This is a genomic window from Bacteroides ihuae (genome assembly GCF_900104585.1).
GTDB lineage: Bacteria > Bacteroidota > Bacteroidia > Bacteroidales > Bacteroidaceae > Bacteroides > Bacteroides ihuae.
Genome location: NZ_FNVX01000005.1, coordinates 585,446 through 608,550 on the forward strand (window position 1 = coordinate 585,446; position 23,105 = coordinate 608,550).

At 41.1% G+C, this 23,105-nt stretch carries 12 protein-coding genes, 1 CRISPR repeat array and 1 riboswitch; of the genes, 8 read left to right on the top strand and 4 right to left on the bottom strand.

Annotation, left to right across the window (positions count from 1 at the left end; genetic code table 11):
* Positions 1–284 precede the first annotated feature (284 nt).
* The 5 genes from BQ5338_RS07950 (at position 285) to BQ5338_RS07970 (ending at position 4,420) form a co-directional block, all read left to right on the top strand.
* Positions 285–1,070 carry a HipA family kinase gene (locus BQ5338_RS07950; protein ID WP_071146280.1) on the top strand — a complete coding sequence of 262 codons (786 nt, stop codon included), beginning with the start codon at positions 285–287 and terminating at the stop codon, positions 1,068–1,070.
* Positions 1,067–1,924: a DUF3037 domain-containing protein gene (locus BQ5338_RS07955; protein WP_071146281.1), complete on the top strand. Its 858-nt coding sequence runs from the start codon at positions 1,067–1,069 to the stop codon at positions 1,922–1,924. The genes BQ5338_RS07950 and BQ5338_RS07955 overlap by 4 nt, the downstream gene beginning before the upstream one ends.
* Before the next feature lie 164 nt (positions 1,925–2,088).
* A riboswitch (Fluoride riboswitch) is annotated at positions 2,089–2,159 on the top strand.
* Between the two features lie 156 nt (positions 2,160–2,315).
* The gene (eno, locus tag BQ5338_RS07960; protein ID WP_071146282.1) at positions 2,316–3,599 is read left to right on the top strand and encodes a phosphopyruvate hydratase; all 1,284 of its coding nucleotides are present in this window, start codon (positions 2,316–2,318) and stop codon (positions 3,597–3,599) included.
* A gap of 3 nt (positions 3,600–3,602) precedes the next feature.
* A complete protein-coding gene (gene crcB, locus BQ5338_RS07965; protein ID WP_071146283.1) occupies positions 3,603–3,983 on the top strand; it encodes a fluoride efflux transporter CrcB in 381 nt (126 codons plus the stop codon).
* Complete coding sequence (locus BQ5338_RS07970; RefSeq protein ID WP_071146284.1) at positions 3,983–4,420, top strand: universal stress protein; 438 nt, start codon at positions 3,983–3,985, stop codon at positions 4,418–4,420. Before crcB ends, BQ5338_RS07970 begins: the two co-directional genes overlap by 1 nt.
* A gap of 227 nt (positions 4,421–4,647) precedes the next feature.
* Here the strand turns inward: BQ5338_RS07970 and BQ5338_RS07975 are convergent, their stop codons facing one another.
* The 4 genes from BQ5338_RS07975 to BQ5338_RS07990 form a co-directional block, all read right to left on the bottom strand.
* Positions 4,648–5,649, bottom strand: a complete 1,002-nt coding sequence (locus BQ5338_RS07975) for a DUF4373 domain-containing protein (protein WP_071146285.1) — start codon at positions 5,647–5,649, stop codon at positions 4,648–4,650.
* Positions 5,650–5,726: 77 nt separating this feature from the next.
* Complete coding sequence (locus BQ5338_RS07980; RefSeq protein WP_139265212.1) at positions 5,727–6,152, bottom strand: hypothetical protein; 426 nt, start codon at positions 6,150–6,152, stop codon at positions 5,727–5,729.
* A gap of 336 nt (positions 6,153–6,488) precedes the next feature.
* A CRISPR array of direct repeats spans positions 6,489–8,637; the repeat unit is 36 nt; unit sequence GCTGTAGTTACTCTATAAATCAAGAGCATTCCCAGC.
* Positions 8,638–8,711: 74 nt separating this feature from the next.
* Positions 8,712–11,951 carry a hypothetical protein gene (locus BQ5338_RS07985; RefSeq protein ID WP_071146287.1) on the bottom strand — a complete coding sequence of 1,080 codons (3,240 nt, stop codon included), beginning with the start codon at positions 11,949–11,951 and terminating at the stop codon, positions 8,712–8,714.
* 13 nt (positions 11,952–11,964) lie between these two features.
* Positions 11,965–12,531 carry a Pycsar system effector family protein gene (locus tag BQ5338_RS07990; protein ID WP_071146288.1) on the bottom strand — a complete coding sequence of 189 codons (567 nt, stop codon included), beginning with the start codon at positions 12,529–12,531 and terminating at the stop codon, positions 11,965–11,967.
* 234 nt (positions 12,532–12,765) lie between these two features.
* Between BQ5338_RS07990 and BQ5338_RS07995 the strand changes: the two genes are divergently transcribed.
* The 3 genes from BQ5338_RS07995 (at position 12,766) to BQ5338_RS08005 (ending at position 22,997) form a co-directional block, all read left to right on the top strand.
* Positions 12,766–15,417, top strand: a complete 2,652-nt coding sequence (locus BQ5338_RS07995) for an alpha-d-galacturonidase (RefSeq protein ID WP_394331133.1) — start codon at positions 12,766–12,768, stop codon at positions 15,415–15,417.
* Positions 15,418–15,478: 61 nt separating this feature from the next.
* Positions 15,479–19,726: a beta-d-glucuronidase/beta-L-arabinofuranosidase gene (locus tag BQ5338_RS08000; RefSeq protein ID WP_071146290.1), complete on the top strand. Its 4,248-nt coding sequence runs from the start codon at positions 15,479–15,481 to the stop codon at positions 19,724–19,726.
* A gap of 43 nt (positions 19,727–19,769) precedes the next feature.
* On the top strand, positions 19,770–22,997 hold the full coding sequence (locus tag BQ5338_RS08005; RefSeq protein WP_071146291.1) for a glycoside hydrolase family 2 TIM barrel-domain containing protein: 3,228 nt from the start codon (positions 19,770–19,772) through the stop codon (positions 22,995–22,997).
* The last annotated feature ends 108 nt before the right edge of the window (positions 22,998–23,105 follow it).

Genomic DNA, 23,105 nt, shown 5'->3' on the forward strand with positions numbered 1-23,105 from the left:
CTAGTTAATTCACCGCGGTTAACTAGTTAGTTCAGCAAACCCCTCTCAGAAGGCCTGTAGCGGTAGGTGTGCAATGTTTACATTCGAATGCTGAGAAACCTATGAATTCAAAGAATTACAAGCGAAAGAAAAAAAGCATTGACCCTTGTCTTTATGCGTATTACTTACTTTGTGATGTCTTTTAGTACGCTTTATTTGTTGAATGTAATTTGCATGTTATATTTATTTTATACCTTTGTCACTCTTTATCATGTAAAAAAGAACATTAATAGTGAATACTTCTTATGAGTTTACCAGAATATAAGGCTATTGGATTTCAAGAGATTTTGGAAAGAGGAGGGCATTCAAAGCCTTGGATTGTACTTGTTGATCTTGAAGGAATGGCCAAACCCTATGTTGTGAAATTATATAAAACCATTGATATTGAAGCTCGCAATAAAATGACAGCTGAGGTGTTAGGTAATGTTCTGGCTGCTGAATTTGATTTGAATGCTCCGCCAGCTGCCATTATAGACTTTACTCCGGAGTTTCGTATGCAACTAAACTCTGAATGTGAGAATGTACTTCAGCAAATAGACGAACGTCCTAAATTCGGTTCCGAATATATAGAAGGAAGTTTCATTTATACCAACACTCTTGATAGAGAATACGTTAAAGAGCTGATTAATCCTGCAACATTATATGCGTATGATTATTTTATATGCAATGGAGATAGAACCTTTAATAAGCCCAATTTGTTGATTAAAGGCAGTGATGCCTATGTTATTGATCACGAAATGGCGTTAAACATAAAGCCTTTTTGTGACAATCTTAGAGAACGCATTCAGAATGATGGATTTGAATATCATGTCTTTCATAAATTTCTCACTAAGTATCGTGATAAAGAACATCTTTTTGATGAGTTTATAGAAAATCTTTATCATTTGAATTTGCAGCATATTGACTCTTATTTCTCTCAATTAGAGGGACTTGGATTTGATACACAAAAAGACTTAATTATCAGCTATTGGCAAGCGATTAAAGAAAAACCTAGTATATTTGTCGAAATATTAAGAACATCCATTCAATGAACAGACAACTCTTATATAGTATTTTGCAGTATAAGCACTCTGCCTTGTTAAAAGAAGCCGTGAATGTTGGTGTGCTCTTTTATTTTCCTGATGAAATTGAAAAACTGCATTTCCATTTTTCTACTCCCGAAAGAGTAAAAGCCATATATCCTGACTTTGATTCTCGTTACTTTAATGCTTTGCTAAGAGTTATTGAAAGTAATGTGGAAAAGTATTCAACAGATCTTATGGCCGACAAATTGTTGCAGAATGATTTTGAAGGTTTTATAAACTCCTATATACTTAAATATGACGATTCTGCTTTGCAATTCACCTCGATATATAGTGCAGTAAATGTATGGAGTAACATTCAGCAAGTTTTAGCAAATTATACATCTCTTTTATTACCTCTGACACAATCTGCTGAGTCGAAGCTAATTAGGCATGACGATAACTTTGTTATTAAGAAATTTAAGACATGCTTCATTTCCAATAATAAGAAAGAACTATTTGAACGCATCAATTCTCCCCAAATAGTTAGGGCAGAAGATTTTGAGCTTAAGTTCGATCTATCTTGGCAAAACGGAACACTGAATTTGATCAAGCCATTAAGTCTTGACTTATTGGATGAACAATCTATACAGCGAAAAACTGCTCAATATTGCGGTTACTTAGGGTGGATGGGCCGCTACTTGAGTGCTCATAATAGCCGTGTGGATTTTTTGCTATCAGAACCTCAAGATTCGAGTTTGCATAATACGTTTGAAAGATCTATCTCCTTATTGCAACGGGCAGATGCGAATAAGAAAATAGTCAGGTTGCAAGAAATAGAGGCGTATGCCGAAAAGGTGGAAAATGCATTACTGGCAAACTAGAAATTTAATGCTTTTGTTTCTTCATTATAAACTCTTTTGCTACCTGTCTTCGGTGACACTTCGTCTGGTCGATAAATTGTTGTTCTCTAACTTTGGTTGATAATCGATATCTTTGGGTTTTTAAAGATGCAAAAACTTTTTCTACCTTCAAGTTGTTATTGCTATATCACAGAGGGAATGGAACTTCCCTATAAATAAACCGCTAATATAAATAGCTGATAGTTCCTACTTAATTAATCAATAAAGATTATGATGGGTAGGAATTTTGTATTTATAGACTTCTCGGTTAGCGGTATAATTTCCGAAAACAGAATGAAAAAGAGACGCTCATGTAGTAGATACATGGGCTATGTTTGTTTGTATATATGTGTTTAATTAAAATAACTGAATTATGAAGATTACAAAAGTAGAAGCAATCGAGATTCTCGATTCAAGAGGAAATCCGACAATAGAAGCCGATTTAACATTGGAAGATGGAACAGAAGCCCGTGCGATGGTTCCCAGTGGTGCATCAACAGGCGAGCGGGAAGCAACCGAACTTCGCGATGGTGATAAAAAACGTTATGGAGGAAAAGGGGTTCTTAAAGCTGTAGAGAATGTAAATACTCTTATTGCAAAAGAAATTGTTGGCAAAAGTTTCGTAAGTCAACGAGAACTTGACTATCTGATGCTAGATTTGGATGGTACACCAAATAAGTCAAAACTCGGGGCAAATGCAATTCTGGCTGTCTCAATGGCTTATGCTCGAGCAAAATCTTTGAGTATGAAATTACCATTGTTCCAATATCTTGGTGGAAGCAATGCCTATGTACTACCTGTTCCCTGTATGAATGTCATTAATGGTGGGAAACATGCAGATAACAACGTCGATTTTCAGGAATTTATGATTGCTCCGCACAATGCTCCTTCTTTTAAAGAAGCTATACGTATGGGAGAAGAAGTGTTTCATTCATTGAAATCTGTGCTTAATGGCAAAGGTTACAGTACGGGAGTAGGCGATGAAGGAGGTTTTGCTCCTGATTTGAAATCAAATGAGGAAGCGGTCGAAGTCATTCTTGAAGCCATCAGCAAAGCAGGATATAAACCCGGTACGGACGTAAGTATTTGCCTTGATCCTGCAACCAGTGAATTGTGGGATAATGGTAAATATAAAATGTTTAAAAGCACAGGGAAACTTTTATCCAGTGATGAAATGATAACGTTGTGGGAAAGTTGGGTAAAGCAATATCCGATTGTCTTGCTCGAAGACGGATTGGCAGAAAACGACTGGGCAGGATGGCAGGCACTTACTAAAGAATTAGGCGGTAAGGTAGAACTCGTTGGTGATGATGTATTTTGCACAAATAAAAAGATACTGCAAGAAGGTATAAATAAAGGTGTAGCCAATTCCATACTCATCAAACTGAACCAAATCGGAACGGTGACGGAAACGTTGGAAACGATGGAACTGGCACGGAATAACGGTTACAACTGTTTTATTTCACATCGCAGTGGTGAAACCATCGATACGTTTATCTCCGACTTAACAGTTGGTTTGAATGCCGGTCATATTAAAACAGGTAGCGGATGTCGAGGCGAACGTATCGAAAAGTTTAATCAGTTCCTTCGCATAGAACATCAGCTCGCAGGCAACTCTGTATTTGCAGGAAAGAAGACCTTTAAGAATGCACAGTAGTAAATGGTTAAACAATTAGTATTAGTCTCGTTAGGCGGAGGTGTAGGAAGCGTTTTGCGTTACCTCGTAGCACTTGGTATTTCAAAGCTTTTTTCCTATGCCTTTCCTTTGGGTACTTTTATAACAAACATAACAGGGTGTTTCATTATCGGTATTTTAATGGGACTATCCGTTCGTTTTAGCCTTTTTGATAATGAGCTAAAATATTTATTAATCGTTGGCTTTTGCGGAGGGTATACGACTTTTTCAACCTTCTCATCGGAAAGCTTGAAACTATTTGAAACAAGCAACTATTGGACATTTGCTTTGTATATAACAGGAAGCATTATATCAGGCCTTATAGCAATATGGGGCGGAAATGTATTATCTAAAATAATAACATAATGACTTACAAGAAAATTTTAATAGCGGTAGATAGTAGGGAAAATTCTATTGATGTTTCCAAGAAAGGCTTTGAACTGGCAGAACAATTAAAAGCAGATGCAGCTTTGATTTTTGTCGTTGATAAGTCAAAAGCTACAGGTGATCCGGATGCTGGAATTATGCCGAACGAAGCATTAATGGTACTCAAAAAAGAAGCACAGGATACCTTGGAGCAATTGGTACGTCTGAATAACCAGACAAAAGAAACAATAAAATTTATGCCGGAAGGTTTTCCTAAAGAGGATATTTTAAAGACAGCCGAGGCTTGGGGTGCAGATTTGATCATTGTCGGTATACATGGAAGAAGTGGATTTACTCTTTGGGCGATGGGTAGCATCACACTACATATTACTCTACACTCTACAATACCTGTCATGATTGTACCTGTACGGAAGTAAAATTTTATTTAGACCGTGCAGTTGCCTCAACTGAACGGTTCTCTTTCACCATCTGAACGGCTCTCTTCCACCAACTGCACGGTTCTCTTGAACAGAGCATAGGTATTCATCTATCGACCATCCGAAATGCTACAGCAAATCGGTTGCCCCACTAAAGTGAAACTCTTGTGCCGGAGATCAAGAGAAGATGGTAGTGGCAGCATCAAGCAAGAGGTTGGCTCAAATACTTAATCCAACCACACGAGCTTCCTAGGAGGTGGACGAAGCGTTAAGTGAGCGATTGAGCTTGAGTGCAACAAGTTGAGTCGCCTATAACTACAATCATCATCGAAACAACCCGAAACGAGAAGTGGGTTTATATTGGATTGATTTGTCACCTCCCCAATATCAACATCAAAGCAATTTGAAACGAGGCATTTGGAAGTTGGCTTTTTGCTTCTTTCCTTTTTGCGGCAAACTAAAAATGGAAGAATAGAAACTTGGCAATTGTTGGTGGTTGTGGAAGTTGTTACGCGCGCAGTTGTTGTACCACAACAACCATACTTTTCTTTATCTTTTTCTACTTTACTTTCCTCTTCTAGAGAACGCATTGCAACTCGTTCATTATCAGTGTTTTGTAAAAGTGCATTTTGCGTTGTTTTTGCACTGTTTTGCATGTTATTTTGCGCATAGTTTTGTGCACTTTCAAACAGTTCAGTTGCACTGTTTTGCATCACTTTCGAGCAAGTTATATCAGACTCTTTTGCTGGTGAATTGACAACTTCCGAAGTGACAGTTCCGACAGTTTGTGTCTCCATTTTCGGTGCATACTCCTGTTGTGGCTCAGTCATCGAAACAGTTTTTTTCTGTCTCGCCACTCTTTTTGGCACTTTATTTGGAATTACAACCTCGGGCGTTTGAGCCTTTTTTGCAGCCATTGTTTTACGCTTTTCGTCAAGTGGCTTCATTCGTTTGCTGAGTCCGCGGGACGAGAAGTACTGCTCATCATCCAGCACAAACAAGTCGTATTTCTGGATAATGTCAGATAAATACTCTGTCGATAAACCAAACTCTCGAGCCAAGGCAGGAAGCAGAGAGAATGGCATCGAATAATTTTTCTGCATGCGCAGATACTCCAATAGACACCAATAAACACCGTATCCCTCAAGACCTTTATCGGCTTTGAGGCGTAATAGTTTAATGTTATAGTGCGCTGTTACATCGTGTGGAAAGTACTGATCATTTTTCATTCCCCAAAGGTCACGAAAAAGAAGAAACTTCCTGTTACGTTATAACGCAACAGGGATACAAATTATACTTAATTGGATTACAAATAATTGATAGTAAACACTATATCTTCCGCATTTGTTTTAGGTATGAGGTAGGCTACATGCCAAGGTTCAACTACAGTTGCTAAGTTCATCTTTACATTAATGATGACCTCATACTTATTATTCTCTGCTTTTGATATCTGCTTATCTATCTTCTCTATTCCACTCATAGAGATTCCTTCAATTAATAATAAGGTCGACTTTCCAAAATCGACAGACTCTAGATGGGGATAGTCAGAAAGTAATTTTTGAAATTCAATTTCATCATTGATTACAATAATCTTGTCTTCTTTGATTTTCGTATTATAATCGGAAGGAAGATTATAATAAGTATAGAACTCGGAAGTAGTATCATCATTACTACAACTGCTGCACAAGAATACTAGAGACAAAACGAGGAGTGACTTATTTATAAAATTCATAATGTAGTGTATATAGTTTGACATATATATTGTTGAATTGTATGATCACAAAGTAAATCAATAATTTGTTAGTTGTCATAGAAATCAGTTTCATTTTATGTTCTCCTCGTTACGTTTGATGAGATAGTATGTTAAACTCACTTCTTTTACAACTTTGCTTTATCTATAAATGAAGAATTAACTGATTTACTGCATTCTTTTTACTTTTATTTTTCCTCTTTTTTACTCTTTGGCCATCTGTAAGATCTGTATAGTTGTTTTGGTAAGTTATCTTCTATGCTGTTTAAGGGTTACAATAAGATTTTCCATGAACAAAACCTTTGTTGAGAAAGATGAGCTGTAGTTACTCTATAAATCAAGAGTATTCCCAGCTGTCGTACAAATTGGAGATCGATATTTGGCGCTGTAGTTACTCTATAAATCAAGAGCATTTCCAGCTCTAGGATGGAAACGATAATGAATCAGTTTGCTGTAGTTACTCTATAAATCAAGAGCATTTCCAGCTTTATACCGACTATGAGCTGAACTGCAATGGCTGTAGTTACTCTATAAATCAAGAGCATTTCCAGCAAGCTCAATAAGGGAGATAGTAAATTTATTGCTGTAGTTACTCTATAAATCAAGAGCATTTCCAGCTCATTGTCTTCTATATAGAGATGTAGCCAAGCTGTAGTTACTCTATAAATCAAGAGCATTCCCAGCGGAGGTGACGGATGGGATATAACGTTAACTGCTGTAGTTACTCTATAAATTAAGAGCATTCTCAGCTTGGTACGTACTTAGCATATTATATCAAGTGCTGTAGTTACTCAATAAATCAAGAGCATTCCCAGCTGCAACGAAAAAGATCACATGATCTATTGTGCTGTAGTTACTCTATAAATCAAGAGCATTCCCAGCAGTTGGTACAGAGATATCTATGAATTTTATGCTGTAGTTACTCTATAAATCAAGAGCATTCCCAGCAATCACAGCGTGTATAATCTTGTGAATCGTGCTGTAGTTACTCTATAAATCAAGAGCATTCCCAGCACGCTAGGACTATGGGAGATGATTACACGGGCTGTAGTTACTCTATAAATCAAGAGCATTCCCAGCTTAAATTCTTTGAAGGATAGTTATAATTGTGCTGTAGTTACTCTATAAATCAAGAGCATTCCCAGCTAAAACTCCACAAGAAGCATTAAAGCGTGCGCTGTAGTTACTCTATAAATCAAGAGCATTCCCAGCTATTGATGGCTATTACTGATGGTACTAGTAGCTGTAGTTACTCTATAAATCAAGAGCATTCCCAGCAGGAATGTACCACTGCCTCAACTGTTATTCGCTGTAGTTACTCTATAAATCAAGAGCATTCCCAGCTGGCCAATTAAATACTTAAATAAAATCTTAGCTGTAGTTACTCTATAAATCAAGAGCATTCCCAGCCCGTTCTTTATTTAAGCTCCACCGAAAAAGGCTGTAGTTACTCTATAAATCAAGAGCATTCCCAGCTTTTAAAGTTAGTACTTATTTCTCTAGCAGGCTGTAGTTACTCTATAAATCAAGAGCATTCCCAGCTTATCAAATTGGATTAAGTGAAATTGATTAGCTGTAGTTACTCTATAAATCAAGAGCATTCCCAGCTCCGTTGGTGCAATTTACAACGATGCTCTAGCTGTAGTTACTCTATAAATCAAGAGCATTCCCAGCCTATTTAAGATGCACTCCCTATGAAGTCTCGCTGTAGTTACTCTATAAATCAAGAGCATTCCCAGCCCTTCTGCTGAACTAGACTTCAACGGAAAGGCTGTAGTTACTCTATAAATCAAGAGCATTCCCAGCAGATATTGATAATAGATATCCTGAAGTCGGGCTGTAGTTACTCTATAAATCAAGAGCATTCCCAGCCGCGTTGAGCGTATGGAGTTGACTTCATGCGCTGTAGTTACTCTATAAATCAAGAGCATTCCCAGCACTATAAAGGCTAATGTCTGGTACACTTTAGCTGTAGTTACTCTATAAATCAAGAGCATTCCCAGCTGAGTACGTACACTGCACTGATGCGTTTATGCTGTAGTTACTCTATAAATCAAGAGCATTCCCAGCGCAAGGGGATTGAACCTACTAAGTTTGGCAGCTGTAGTTACTCTATAAATCAAGAGCATTCCCAGCGTTGCGCAAGGTGCTTATGATGCTGCACCAAGCTGTAGTTACTCTATAAATCAAGAGCATTCCCAGCGATGCAACTCACTATTACTTCTTCCAGTGCGCTGTAGTTACTCTATAAATCAAGAGCATTCCCAGCAGATGGTTGATATTGCCCTTTTGCATAAGAGCTGTAGTTACTCTATAAATCAAGAGCATTCCCAGCGTTACGTGCTCATAATAATTCGCTCTTTTCGCTGTAGTTACTCTATAAATCAAGAGCATTCCCAGCAAAGCTTAATGCAATCCTATCTACCGAGGCGCTGTAGTTACTCTATAAATCAAGAGCATTCCCAGCACAATTCTTTGCAATGGCTTACTAGAGCCATCTTAGTGTCAATTTGGTCTTTAAAATAAGAATAAAACTTCATACTAATGCTTGTATTTTTTCACTTTATCTTTTTCTAATGAATCGAGGCACTTATTAATCAAATCAAAGCCTGTGCCAAAGATGTCTATATATTCTTTAGTAGGATGAGTTTTGGTGAGTTTTATCAACTTTTCATTGTCTGGAATCAACAAATCGGCCGAAGGGACATCAGTATGAAATGCAGCATTGCGTAGCTGCACTAATTTAGCTACTTCGTCATCGTTCAAGATGTTGTAGGTACGCAGTGTCTCGGATAGTTCTTTAAAGGAAAGATAATTTTTATCGTTTTTCTTTTGCAAAGAATACTTGTTTATCACAACGTTTTCTAAATGGAATATTCTGTTTATAAATACTTTGCGACAGATGGTATAGGAATTTAATAATTCTGTTATGAAGTATTTCCTCTCACCTTTAACAGGAATGAATACGTTATCGGAACTCATCACAGATAGTTTTTCGTTTATCTTACTTATCTGTTCTTCTTTTGATAAGGTTTCATAAGCCCTCTCGCCAAAATGTGTTAGCTTATCTTCGTCGGTCAGCTCGTTTTTGGGCCTTAGTACTAATGTGTTGTGAGGTATTTCGCTGCCACATTCTATTAGTCCGCGCTCCACTAAAAGGTTGATAAGTCCCACGGTAAGCTTAGCCGGAAGCCTGTAGCGATTCTGCTTGTAGTGGCGGTAATAGAATGAGATGTTTGCCAGCAGTATCCCGTTTTCGGGATGAGCGATGGGCATTTGCAAGGACAAGTCTTGAAAGTCTTTACCAATAAGTTCCATGTTGTGCGGTGGCAAGCCCGCTTTTAGAGCATAGTAATAGGCGAAGTGGGAAAGTAAAGTGTCTTCACGGCGTATTTGGTAAAGACGCTTTTTTTGAGGGCCCGACATAGATTCCCATACGGAGTGATTCTGCAATGCATAAAAGTCGGGGATGAGCAGGACATTGTTGCCTGGCGAGGGGTATAATCCTTGGTGCAATGGCTGCTTAGCCTCGCCAAACCATTTGGTAAATAGCTCTTTGCTTATTAACTCCCTTAATTCAGACGGCATGCCTACGGCTGTGTGTTGGTGTCTGTCTACATTCAGTATGCCTGTCTGTAGCGGTTTGGGTGGCTGCTCTTCGTTTTGCGCAGCCTGTGGAGTGCGTGTATCTCTTAACCCCAGCCAGCGCATTTCGGTGTTGGGTTTCCACAATTCCGGATTGAATAGCCCACTTTTCAATTTGTCTGAATATACTTTCAAGGTACACATCCGGTACTCCATGCATTGCCTGAATAGTTCGGCAATGGTGTGGCAACTTGCTACATCTTTTTTATTAAGAGTGTTTGATAAACGCTTATCGATCCCGTGATTTAGGCTATTGTTTATCTGCTGATAATAGTTGTTTTTGGTTTTTGTTCCTCCTAACTGCTTCAGCAGGGTAATCAAATCAGATGCTTTTTCCTCTCTTATCTTTTGTGTTTTCTTGTATTCTCTGCTCCTATAGCTATTATCTTCTTCATCTTCGCGCTGGATGTAGGTGATGGGAGCCGGGCTCATGAAAGATAAGTATTTAATGATTTCCTGATAACCGTTTTTCCCTCCCGTTACTCCTTTATCATCTAATGCGTGAGTTGGGTTGGTACGTGCAGCACAGGTTATCATTTGATTCCATGTGTCTGCAATGGTTATAATGCGTTTATGTAGATTGGTTTCTTCTTCTTGCTGTTTGTATTTTTGTTGTAGATAAGCAATGCGGTTTTCTATTTCCGGACGAGTGACGATGTGCTTCTCTTTTCTGCCTGTTAGTTCGGGATATTTATTTGCCACGTAGTTAATGCAGGCTTTGGTTATTTCCACAAAGAAATCTTTTTTTCTATCTGGGAAATTGATTTCTACCTTATCATCTAAGGGAAAAAGAGTAAGGTATGCTTCGAGAATGGAACAAAGAGTTTTGCGACTCATCAGTCCGATAATGATTCGTCTACCTTCGCCTTTGCCTTGAATACATTGAAATAAAGCTTGAGAATATTCTCCTTTATCGTCTTTCTCAAAATAATAAGGGAAACCGCTTTCATCTCCGCGATCGTTTAATCGTGAGTTTTCATCATCAGGAATTTGCCATACTACTTTTTCATGGCGACGCAGAGGCTGTATACGCTCCGAAACTTTGCCTGGTTGCTGTTGTCTTTCTGCGGTTTTTTGTTTTACTGCCTTCTTATCTTCTACAGATGCATGGCGTGCCCATTTCCAGTTTATTTCTTTTCCACCTGCTCCACAAGCTTTATATTCTGTTTCCCAAAATTCCAGAGCCCATTCCATAAATTTATTCTTTTCTCGAATATCAAAGGAATATACCCTTTCATCTCCTTCGAGCCTTTCTTGGGGAATTCGTTTCAAATGTTCGAGTATGGAAAAGTATTTCTCTTTGAGCACAGAGTCTGCGGCTAATGAAAGATGGCTACGATGTCCTCTGGCTGCCCAATAGGTGTAAATATCTCGCGCATAGAGTACTTGTTTATACGGAGCACGCAGTTCTTCGGGGTAAGGTTCTCCGGGGTTAAGCAGACGAAAGTTTGTTCGCGCTTCTTCCGATCCGTCGGGCAGATGAGCAATCTCTATTGCTTCAAGAAACTCGTTAACACTATCTCTGTCCAGAAATAGACAGATAATGAATACTTGTGCTGTGAAGCTGAAGTAGGTGTTATTGATCTGACGATATTTATCCCTATGCTTAGTTGTCCGTTCGTATTTGCTCTCTTTAGTGCAAGTTTCGAATAGGCTGCAAGCATCTCTGAATTTATCAGGTACGGACGTTTTTGAATGATTTACGGCCTCCTGATACAGATTTTCTAACAGACTTTTAACTGATGATTCATGATAATTGGAAACGAGAGGTTCGGAATGGATGTTATGTGTACAATAGCAGCGAATGTCGAAGAGTAAATTTAACCAAGTAATAACTTCTTTGGCTTGTAAAGTTTGAATGCTTTGTTCTTCGTTTACTCTGTCTGTCTGATTTTTATTGGCTTTGAACTCGGTGTCGCTAAACAGTCGCTCTATGAAATAGAAATTGGTGTAGAGTTTGCGTGCCACTGTAATTTGGCGTTCAGTATTCCAACCTTTCACTTCTTCTGCTAATTCTTTCTTTGATGTACTGATACTATCGGTTTGATTGTCGCAAAGTTTCTCTATGGTATTAAGAGCAATGTTTGCGTAAAGAGCCATTGTTGGCTTTAAATTGACTATTTTATATTTCTCCATAGTGAATAAGATTTTAATTGAAAATGTATAGTGCAAGTGATAGAAAACTAAATAAGACTCCCGCACAAGTAAAATAGAGGGCGTAACGGAAAAGGTTGTATTTCCGTGAAGAGACACGAGCTGTGTGCATCGTGCAAGTAATCAGTGCTTCATCAGCATCGGTTATCTCGTAATCGGGCTGAGTCTTTTGCAGGAAAGAGATAAAGGCCTCATTCCCCAGATTGCTGAGTCCTTCGGTAGAATAGATACTTTGTAGTAAATCGTTTTTGTCCTCTTTATTACTCTCACTGCTTGTGTTTTTCTTCTTCTTTTCTTTGCTGGTTTTTTTTGGCATAAATGACCAGAGTGCAAGTAGAAGTGAAATGATTAGCAGAGTGCAAGAGAGTATAAAAAGGAAGCAATAAGTAAGATAGCAGAAGAACCAACTACTTTGGGATGTTTGCAACAAACCTAACAGAAGTGCTGTGTTGAATACAACCAAACTACCATTCTTGGCTTCAATGAAAGAGAGGGATCGGTTTACATACTCGTACACACTTTGGAGTGTGCTCTGAAAGGAGGAGTTGTGTGTGCTGCCCATAATGTATTACTTTTATTTATTTTCCCAAAAGTAAAGGTTATTTTCAGTGACGCCAAATTTATCAATGTAAGTTTGCGCTGTATGTTGTGAAATGAGCCAGCTTACCCACTGTATTGAGTACAAAACCCTTTCCTTACCGTCTCTTTTAGTATATAACGGAATTGAAATAGTAAATATCAAAGGTAAATAGAGATGGTGAAACTAAAAGGTCTTCTGGTGGGCATGGGAGCATTCCTGCTTTGCTCGTGCGGAGAAAAAACTGTAAGTATTATAACTACCCCGAATGCTACCAATCGTGCGCTGTTTGGAGCCGAACAATTGAAAACTACACTTGAACAATCGGGCTACAAAGTGGATTGGCGTACGGATGCGAATGGTAAAAAGCTAAAAGGGAAAACGATCTTTATTAATCAGGCAACGGATTCCATTACTAAAAAGGAGGGCTTCCGTATTACTACTAACGGTGATTTTACTGAACTTACCGGACAAGATGGTAACGGTGTGATCTATGCTTGCCATGAATTGATTGACCACATAAACAATAATAAGAACCTGAATTTTCCTACTTCGATGACAGATGCGCCTGAGATGGTGCTTCGCGGGTCGTGCGTAGGTTTGCAGAAAACAACTTATCTGCCCGGGCATGGTGTGTACGAATATCCTTATACTCCCGAAAACTTCCCTTGGTTTTATGACAAGGCACAGTGGATAAAATACCTCGATATGTTGGTGGCTAACCGTATGAATACGCTCTATCTATGGAATGGGCATCCGTTTTCTTCATTGGTGAAGTTGAAGGAGTATCCTTTTGCGTTGGAAGTAAGCGAGGAGACATTTAAGAAGAACGAAGAGATGTTCTCGTTTCTGACCAAGGAAGCCGATAAAAGAGGTATCTTTGTTATTCAGATGTTCTATAATATTTTGTTGTCAAAGCCTTTTGCTGATCATTATGGACTGAAAACGCAAGATCGTAACCGTCCTATCACACCGCTTATCAGCGATTATACCCGCAAGTCGATCGCTGCTTTTATAGAGAAGTACCCCAATGTGGGCTTGCTTGTTTGCCTGGGTGAGGCAATGGATACGTATGAGGATGATGTGGAATGGTTTACGAAAACGATTATTCCGGGTGTGAAGGATGGTTTGAAGGCACTTGGTCGCACAGATGAACCTCCTCTCTTACTTCGTGCACACGATACTGACTGCAAGATGGTGATGGACGCTGCTTTGCCATTATATAAGAATCTATATACGATGCATAAGTACAACGGTGAGTCTCTTACCACGTATGAACCTCGTGGCCCATGGGCTAAGATTCATAAGGATTTGAGCGAACTGGGTAGTATACATATCAGTAATGTGCATATTCTGGCTAATCTGGAGCCGTTTCGTTGGAGCTCTCCCGACTTTGTTCAGAAGGCTGTAAATGCGATGCACAATGTTCATGGGGCCAATGCGTTGCACCTTTACCCTCAGGCTTCATACTGGGATTGGCCGTATACTGCTGATAAATTGCCGGATGGCAAACGTGAGTTTCAGCTGGATCGCGACTGGATGTGGTACAAGACTTGGGCCAGATATGCTTGGAATTGTCACCGTGACCGTAAGGATGAAGTGTCTTACTGGGATAGCCAGTTGAGTGATTATTACGGGACTGATTCGGTAGCCTCACGTGAGATTCTGGAAGCGTATGAGCAATCGGGTGAAATCGCTCCGAAGTTGCTTCGTCGTTTCGGTATTACAGAAGGTAACAGACAGACATTACTGTTGGGAATGTTTATGAGCCAATTGGTCAACCCATATAAATATACCATTTATCCGGGATTCTATGAGAGCTGCGGACCGGAAGGAGAAAAGCTCATTGAGTATGTGGAGAAGGAGTGGAAGAAACAACCGCACGTAGGTGAGTTGCCGCTTGATATAATTGCCCAGGCAATTGAACATGGTGATAAGGCTGTAGCTGCTATTGACAAGGCTGCTGCGAATGTAACTAAGAATAAGGAGGAGTTTGAACGTCTTCAAAATGATATGCATTGCTATCGGGAATTTGCGTATGCTTTCAACCTGAAGGTAAAGGCGGCTAAGTTGGTGCTCGATTATCAATGGGGAAAGGATTTGAAGAACCTTGACGCAGCGATACCTTTGATGGAAGAGGGGCTTGTTCACTATCGCAAGTTGGTGGATTTGACTAAAGATCATTATCTGTATGCCAACAGTATGCAGACGGCTCAGCGTCGTATTCCTATTGGTGGTGATGGTGGCAAAAATAAAACTTGGGCGGAGATGTTGCTGCACTATGAGAAAGAGCTAACTAACTTTAAAGCTAATTTGGCTATGCTAAAGGAGAAACAAAGCGCTAAAACGGTTGCGGCTGAGGTGAAAATAGCTCCACTTACTCAGGGGAACGTTACTTTGTTAAGCAAACCATCTGTGGTGAAGTTGACCCAAGGGGCTTCGTTATTCTCTAACGTACCGGGTAAGGTGGAAGCTTTGGCTCCTGAATTGGAAGGACTTTATGCTTTCAATCTGAATGGCGACAGGCAGCGTGAAGTGGGAACCATGATTGAGTTCGAAGCTCATGAACCCGTTCAATTGCTGGTTGGCTATTTTCGTGATGACCAAAAGAAATATGCCAAAGCACCGAAACTAGAAATAGATGCAGCCGCTAATGACTATGGACAAGCAGAAGCGAAACTGACGAATGCTGTTCGCATTGATGGTATGCCTTTGGCTGATGTACATGCTTATAGCTTTGCGGCTGGCAAACATCAATTGCTTTTGCCTAAAGGGTATTTGCTGGTGTTTGGATTTACAAATAAAGAGATTACTCCTCGCAATGCTGCTTTGGCAGGAGCGGAGGAAACAATGGACTGGTTGTTTTACTAGTCCTTAAACTTGCAATTAGATAAGGAGAATCATCACTCTGGTTTTATTAATACTGACTACGATGAAAAAAAATGGTGTGCTTGTTCTGTTTTCGTTGATTGTTTGTTCTCTTTTTGCGCAAAACAGCGTTTCTCAAAAGAAGATGGAGGAGGTGTATGAAAAGATCAAAACGCCCTATAAATACGGACTTGTTCTGGCTCCGGAAACAAACAATTACAAAATGGATTGTCCCACCGTGTTTCGACAGGGCGATAAGTGGTACATGACCTTTGTTATTTACAACGGTCGTTCGGGCAATGATGGTCGTGGATATGAAACATGGTTGGCCGAAAGCGATAATCTGTTGGAATGGAAGACAAAAGGACGCATTCTTTCTTTTCGTAATGGTACTTGGGATACGAACCAACGGGGAGGATTTCCTGCTTTGCCGGACATGGAGTGGGGAGGTAGTTACGCTCTTCAACCTTATAAGGGAAACTATTGGATGACTTATATCGGAGGGGCCAATGCCGGTTATGAAGCCGGTCCACTTCGCATAGGCATGGCTTGGACGAAAGAGAAGAATCTGGGCGAAGCGGTGGAATGGGAATCAATGGACAAACCGCTTCTTTCTTCGGAAGATAAAGATGCACAGTGGTTTGAGAATCTGACGCAATATAAAAGTACGGTATACTGGGACAAAAAAAAGACGTTAGGTTATCCATTTGTGATGTTCTACAATGCGGGTGGTCGCCATCCGCAAACGCAACTGAAGGGGGAACGGATTGGTATCGCTCTTTCAAAAGACATGAAGAAATGGAAACGCTATGCCGGTAATCCTGTCTTTAGTCATGAAACGCAGGGAACGATTACGGGGGATGCGCAAATTCAAAAGATGGGTGATGTATATGTCATGTTTTACTTCTCTGCTTTTGCTCCTTCTCGTCAATATAAGGCGTTTAATACGTTTGCCTGTAGTTATGATTTAATCCATTGGACCGATTGGACGGGGGATGATTTGATTATTCCTTCCAAAAACTACGATAATTTGTTTGCTCATAAAAGTTGTGTGATTAATCACGATGGAGTGGTTTATCACTTCTATTGCGGGGTAAATAAAGATGATCAACGTGGCATTGCTGTAGCAACGAGTAAACCGATGGGGCGTTCGGCCGTTCGTTTCCCTCAGCCGGAAGAGAAGAACAGAAGAACGGTTCTGCAACTGGATAAGAATTGGAAGACTACGTTGCTGCTTGATCAGGAGAAAAAAAAGCTAACGGATAAGGTTTTGCCATCATCATTTACCAAAAGTGAACTTTGGCAGATAGTGAACATCCCTCATAACTGGGATGACTATTATGGCTATCGGCAGTTGACTCATGGCAATCTGCACGCTACTGCTCTTTATAAAAAGTCATTTACTGCTCCGAAAGCTCAGGCAGGAAAGCGTTACTTTCTACACTTCGAAGGGGTAGGGACTTATGCTACCATCACATTGAATGGGAAGAGTTACGGTCGCCATCCTGTTGGTCGTACCACACTGACACTTGATGTGACGGATGCTTTGAAACCCGGAGAAGATAATCTGCTGGAAGTGAAGGCGGAGCACCCTGAAATGATTTCGGATATGCCTTGGGTTTGTGGTGGTTGCTCTTCGGAGTGGGGCTTTAGTGAAGGCTCTCAGCCACTGGGTATCTTTCGTCCGGTAGTGCTTGAGGTTACCGATGAAGTACGCATCGAACCTTTTGGCGTACACATCTGGAATGATGATAAGGCGAAGACTGTGTACGTGGAAACGGAAGTAAAGAACTACAGTTCGCAGACTGAAAAGATTCAAGTGGTGAATAAACTCAATAATGCAGATGGCTTGAAGGTTTTCCTATTGGTGGAGGAGGTAACTCTTGCTCCGGGAGAAACAAAAATAATCAGGCAATCGGCTGTAGTAGAGAATCCTATCTTGTGGAGTGTGGAGAATCCTTATCTCTATAATCTGGCTTCGATGATTAAACGAGGCACGGCTACAACGGATGAAATAACGACTCCTTTTGGCATTCGAACAATCAGTTGGCCTGTAAAGCGTAAGGATGGCGACGGACGTTTCTACTTGAATGGAAAATCTGTCTTCATCAATGGTGTGTGTGAGTACGAACATCAATTCGGACAAAGTCACGCTTTCAGTAAAGAACAGGTCGCTGCCCGAGTGAAGCAAATAAAAGCTGCCGGATTCAATGCTTTCAGGGATGCACATCAACCGCACCATTTGGATTATCAGAAATATTGGGATGAAGATGGTATCCTTTTTTGGACGCAATTCTCTGCACACGTCTGGTATGACACGCCTGAGTTTAGAGCGAACTTCAAACAATTGCTTCGTCAGTGGGTGAAGGAACGTCGCAACTCTCCATCGGTAGTGATGTGGGGATTGCAGAATGAGAGTGTTCTCCCTCGTGAGTTTGCCGAAGAGTGTAGTGCTATTATTCGTGAGATGGATCCAACAGCGCAAAGCATGCGTGTGATTACTACTTGCAATGGGGGTGAGGGTACGGACTGGGATGTAGTGCAGAATTGGAGTGGCACGTATGGTGGCAAACCGGAAAATTATAAAGCTGAATTAGCTCAGTCGGATCAATTACTCAACGGTGAATATGGTGCGTGGAGAAGTATTGACCTGCATACCGAACCGGGAACTTTTGAGCAAAACGGGGTGTGGAGTGAAGATCGTATGTGTCAGCTGATGGAAATGAAGATCCGTTTGGCGGAACAGGCAAAAGATAGTGTTTGCGGACAATTTCAATGGATATTCAGCAGTCACGATAATCCGGGTCGCCGTCAGCCAGATGAGGCTTATCGGAAGATAGACAAAGTGGGACCATTCAACTACAAAGGATTAGTTACGCCATGGGAGGAACCGCTGGATGTGTATTATATGTATCGGGCTAACTACGTACCTGCTGCCAAAGATCCGATGGTTTACCTCGTGTCTCACACATGGCCGGACAGGTTTGCTACCGGTAGACGACGGACAACTGTTGAGGCTTATAGCAACTGTGATTCTGTATTGCTTTATAATGATGCGACAAATACTAGTCTTTTAGGACGTAAAAAGAATAATGGCATTGGTACCCATTTTATGTGGGAGCACAGAGATGTTCGTTACAATGTGCTTCGTGCAGTAGGTTATTACAAAGGTAAGCCTGTTGCTGAGGATGTACTTGTGCTCAATGGTCTGGAACGTGCTTCTCATTTTGATGCACTTTATAAGGACGTGAAACCTTTATTGAAAGCGGAGAGTGGACACGATTACTTATATCGGATAAACTGTGGAGGGGATAGCTACACGGATGAGTTCGGGCAGGTTTGGGCGCAAGATAATACAGCTGTATCTCACAGTTGGGCGCAAGATTTTGAAGGATTAAGTCCTTATTTGGCTAGCCAGCGTATGACCAATGATCCTATAAAAGGTACACGAGATTGGTCGTTGTTTCAGCACTTTCGTTTCGGCCGTCATAAGTTATTCTATGATTTCCCTGTCCCCGACGGAACATATCGGGTAGAATTTTATTTCATTGAACCTTGGCATGGTACGGGTGGCAGTGAAAAGACGGATTGTGAGGGTTTGCGTATCTTTGATGTGGCAGTGAATGGAAAGACTGTACTCAATGATTTGGATATTTGGGCAGAAGCCGGACACGATGTTGCTCTGAAGAAAGTGGTAACGGCAGAGGTGAAAGGTGGTAAATTGGAAATTTCTTTTCCTGAAGTGAAGGCGGGGCAAGCTGTTATCTCTGCCATTGCCGTGGCTAGAATCTCTTCTGCAAAATCAGGATCCGACAATAGTGTCGGGAGAATAGTTATGAATAATAGTACTTGGAGTTGGGCCAAAGCAAATACTGATACGATTGCACGAACGCCGAAAGAGTTGTTGCCTGAAGATAAAAACGCACGTAGCACTGTTACTTATGAAGCTGAAAAGGCAAAAATACAAGGTGCGTATAAAAAGATAGAGCACCGCAAACAGACTGGCATTTCTTTTAATAAAGTAGGCAATGGTAGCATTGAGTGGAACATTTCTACCGGACTGGCTCAGGTATATGCCCTTCGCTTTAAGTATATGAATACAAGTGGTAAACTGATAACAGTTCGCTTGAAGTTTGTAGCTGCTAACGGTACGGTATTGAAGGATGATGAAATAGCATTCCCCGAGGCTCCTGAGAAATGGAAATTGATGAGTACCACTACGGGAACATATATCAATGCAGGACATTACAAGGTAATACTTTCGTCTGCCGACATGAATGGGTTGTGGCTGGATGCTCTGGATGTGCAATAAGTATGTCGATTCAAGAAATTAAAGCTTTTAATAAGAAGAAAAGATGAAATTAGTTAATACACTACTGGGCACATTTTGTTTGCTGAGTGCTTTCTGTCAGGCACAGCAACCGCATGATTGGGAAAATCAACATGTGCTTCAGATAAATCGTGAGCCTGCCAGGGCTGCATTTTATGGATATGATAAGAAGGCGGGAGACCGCCTTTTATCTCTTGATGGAACATGGAAATTTCGCTGGACGCCTACACCTGATGGTAAGGTGGCTGATTTCTATACTACTGCTTTTAATGATCGTTTATGGACAGACTTCAAGGTGCCTGCCAACTGGGAGAACAATGGATATGGAACTCCTATTTATATCTCCTCCGGTTATTCTTTTAAGATTGACCCACCTAGTGTGATGAGCGAACCAAAGCAGACTTACACCACTTATAAAGAAAGGAATCCGGTAGGGCAGTATCGCCGTACATTTACGTTGCCGGAGACTTGGAAAGCCAATGGACAAACTTTTCTTCGTTTTGATGGGGTGATGAGCGCATTCTATGTTTGGATAAACGGTGAACGTGTGGGTTATAGCCAGGGAAGCATGGAACCTAGTGAATTTAACATCACTTCTTATGTGCATAACGGGAAGAATCAGATAGCTCTTGAAGTCTATAAATATAGCGATGGTTCTTATCTCGAAGATCAGGACTTTTGGCGCTTCGGAGGTATTCATCGGAGTATCACTCTCTTTCACACTCAAGATATTCGAATCAGTGATTTCGCTGTACGTACCTTGCTGGATAACACTTATACGAATGCTACCTTGCAGATAGATCCGAAATTCTCTGTTTTCGGAAGCGAAAAAGGGAAGGGATATAAGTTGGTTGTCACATTGATGGATGCGGAAGGACGATTGATCTCTTCTACTCCGGCCGATGTGGAGCCTATCCTCGATTTGGACCATAAGGCTTCTGTGATGAATGAATGGTTTCCGCAACGGGGGCCTCGTAAGATGGGGCGCATCAATATCCCTGTGATCAATCCGAAGAAATGGACCGCCGAAACTCCATCTCTTTATACTCTCCAATTGTGTTTGAACGACAGCACAGGACGTACCCAAGAGGTAGTAAACACCAAAGTGGGTTTCCGTAGTATAGAAATTAAGAACGGACAGATGTTAGTCAACGGAAAACCCATCCGCTTCAGAGGAGTAAACCGTCACGAACATGACCCGTTTACTGCTCGTGTCATGACAGAAAAACGCATGCTGCAAGATGTGCTGCTTATGAAACAGGCGAACATCAACGCTGTTCGCACCAGTCATTATCCGAATGTGCCTCGCTGGTATGAGCTGTGCGATAGCATCGGACTCTATGTCATGGATGAAGCTGATATAGAAGAACATGGTTTGCGTGGCACATTGGCCAGTACACCTGATTGGCATGCTGCCTTTCTGGATCGCGCTGTACGCATGGCCGAACGAGATAAAAACCATCCGTCGGTGGTGATGTGGAGCATGGGGAATGAGAGTGGTTATGGGCCTAACTTTGCTGCTATATCGGCATGGTTGCACGACTTTGATCCAACCCGTCCGGTGCATTACGAAGGAGCGCAAGGCTTGGAGGGTTATCCTGATCCGGCTACGGTGGATGTGATTAGTCGTTTCTATACACGTGTACAACAAGAATATTTAAACCCCGGCATTGCAGAGGGAGCCGATAAAGAACGTCCGGAGAATGCTCGTTGGGAACGCTTGCTAAGCATTGCTCAACGTACAAACGATAACCGTCCGGTGCTGACAAGCGAGTATGCACACAGTATGGGCAATGCGCTGGGAAACTTTAAGGAATATTGGGATGAGATGTATAGTAACCCACGCATGTTGGGTGGCTTCATTTGGGATTGGGTAGATCAAGGAATCTATAAAACACTCCCCGATGGTCGCACGATGGTGGCTTACGGAGGTGACTTTGGCGACGTACCTAATCTGAAAGCTTTCTGTTTTAATGGAGTGGTGAGAAGCGATCGGGAGATTACGCCTAAGTATATGGAGGTGAAAAAGGTTTATGCACCTGTTTATCTCAAATTGCTTGATGGTTCTTCTTTGCAGGTTGTTAACCATAACCATCACATCGGACTTGAAAATTATCGCTGTTTGTGGACGCTATCTGTCGATGGTAAAACCCGTAAACAGGGAGAACTTACTCTTCCTGAAGTTGCACCCGGTGATAGTGCATCGGTTGAACTTCCTTCAGCTATTCGTGATTTTTCTTCTCCTAAAGGAACAGATGTTCGTCTTTTGTGTCGCATCGTATTGCGTGAAGATGTTCTTTGGGCTAAAGCGGGGTACGAGGTTAGCTGGGAGCAATTCTGCCTGCAACAAGGCAAGCTCCCCGAAGCTGAAATGATTAATAAGGGTAAGTTGCAAGTGGATGAAAGGGATAAAAATCTGACTGTGAAAGGAAAAGGGTTTTCTGCTTCTTGGAATACACAGAGTGGAACACTTGTATCGTTGAATTATGATGGTCGTGAAATGTTGGCGCAAGCTCCTGTTACGCAAGCTTTTCGGGCACCGACAGACAATGATAAAGGTTTCGGCAACTGGTTAGCCAAAGATTGGGAACTTAACGGGTTGGATAAACCGACCTATGAATTGCAATCGTTCACTCATCGTTTACGAGAAGACGGTGCGGTAGTTGTGGAATCTAAAATAGCCAATAAATACAAGAACGGAGGCATTGTTACGACAACAACTTATACGGTTACCACGGATAGTGAGATAGATGTAAAATGTAAGTTTCTGCCTGTAGGTAACTTACCGGAGTTGCCTCGTCTGGGCATCACAATGGCTTTACCTGCCGGCTATGAAAACCTTACGTGGTATGGGCGTGGCCTGTCGGATAGCTATCCTGATCGGAAAACAGCTTGTACTATTGGTCTGTGGAGTGGTAAAGTAGCAGATCAATATACGCATTACCCTAGTCCGCAAGAAAGTGGCAACAAAGAAGACGTGGCTTTTCTGACCTTGACGAATGCCAAAGACCAGGGAGTGAGAATACAAGCGATCGAAAACAACTTCTCTGCATCGGCTTTGCACTATACTGCTCAGGATCTTTACACTACTGCACATGATTGTGATCTGGTCGCACGCAAAGAGGTAATTCTGAACCTTGATGCGGCAGTATTAGGTTTGGGCAACAGCAGCTGTGGTCCGGGAGTCTTGAAAAAATATGCGATTGAGAAGAAAGAACATACCCTTCATATACGCTTTGTACGAGTGAAGTAATGGATAATGTTGCTCATACAACAAACGGGGCTTTGTGTAGTCATTAACGCTACACAAAGCCCCTTTCTTTCTAACACTACCATGCAAACGGATAGATTTCTTTTTGGC

Excerpts from the sequence above, each read along its gene's own strand:
- BQ5338_RS07985 (WP_071146287.1), bottom strand. The coding sequence starts at position 11,951 with ATGGAGAAATATAAAATAGTCAATTTAAAGCCAACAATGGCTCTTTAC.
- eno (WP_071146282.1), top strand. The coding sequence starts at position 2,316 with ATGAAGATTACAAAAGTAGAAGCAATCGAGATTCTCGATTCAAGAGGA.
- BQ5338_RS07980 (WP_139265212.1), bottom strand. The coding sequence starts at position 6,152 with ATGAATTTTATAAATAAGTCACTCCTCGTTTTGTCTCTAGTATTCTTG.
- BQ5338_RS07955 (WP_071146281.1), top strand. The coding sequence starts at position 1,067 with ATGAACAGACAACTCTTATATAGTATTTTGCAGTATAAGCACTCTGCC.
- BQ5338_RS07970 (WP_071146284.1), top strand. The coding sequence starts at position 3,983 with ATGACTTACAAGAAAATTTTAATAGCGGTAGATAGTAGGGAAAATTCT.
- BQ5338_RS07950 (WP_071146280.1), top strand. The coding sequence starts at position 285 with ATGAGTTTACCAGAATATAAGGCTATTGGATTTCAAGAGATTTTGGAA.
- BQ5338_RS07975 (WP_071146285.1), bottom strand. The coding sequence starts at position 5,649 with ATGAAAAATGATCAGTACTTTCCACACGATGTAACAGCGCACTATAAC.
- BQ5338_RS07990 (WP_071146288.1), bottom strand. The coding sequence starts at position 12,531 with ATGGGCAGCACACACAACTCCTCCTTTCAGAGCACACTCCAAAGTGTG.
- BQ5338_RS08005 (WP_071146291.1), top strand. The coding sequence starts at position 19,770 with ATGAAATTAGTTAATACACTACTGGGCACATTTTGTTTGCTGAGTGCT.
- BQ5338_RS08000 (WP_071146290.1), top strand. The coding sequence starts at position 15,479 with ATGAAAAAAAATGGTGTGCTTGTTCTGTTTTCGTTGATTGTTTGTTCT.
- crcB (WP_071146283.1), top strand. The coding sequence starts at position 3,603 with ATGGTTAAACAATTAGTATTAGTCTCGTTAGGCGGAGGTGTAGGAAGC.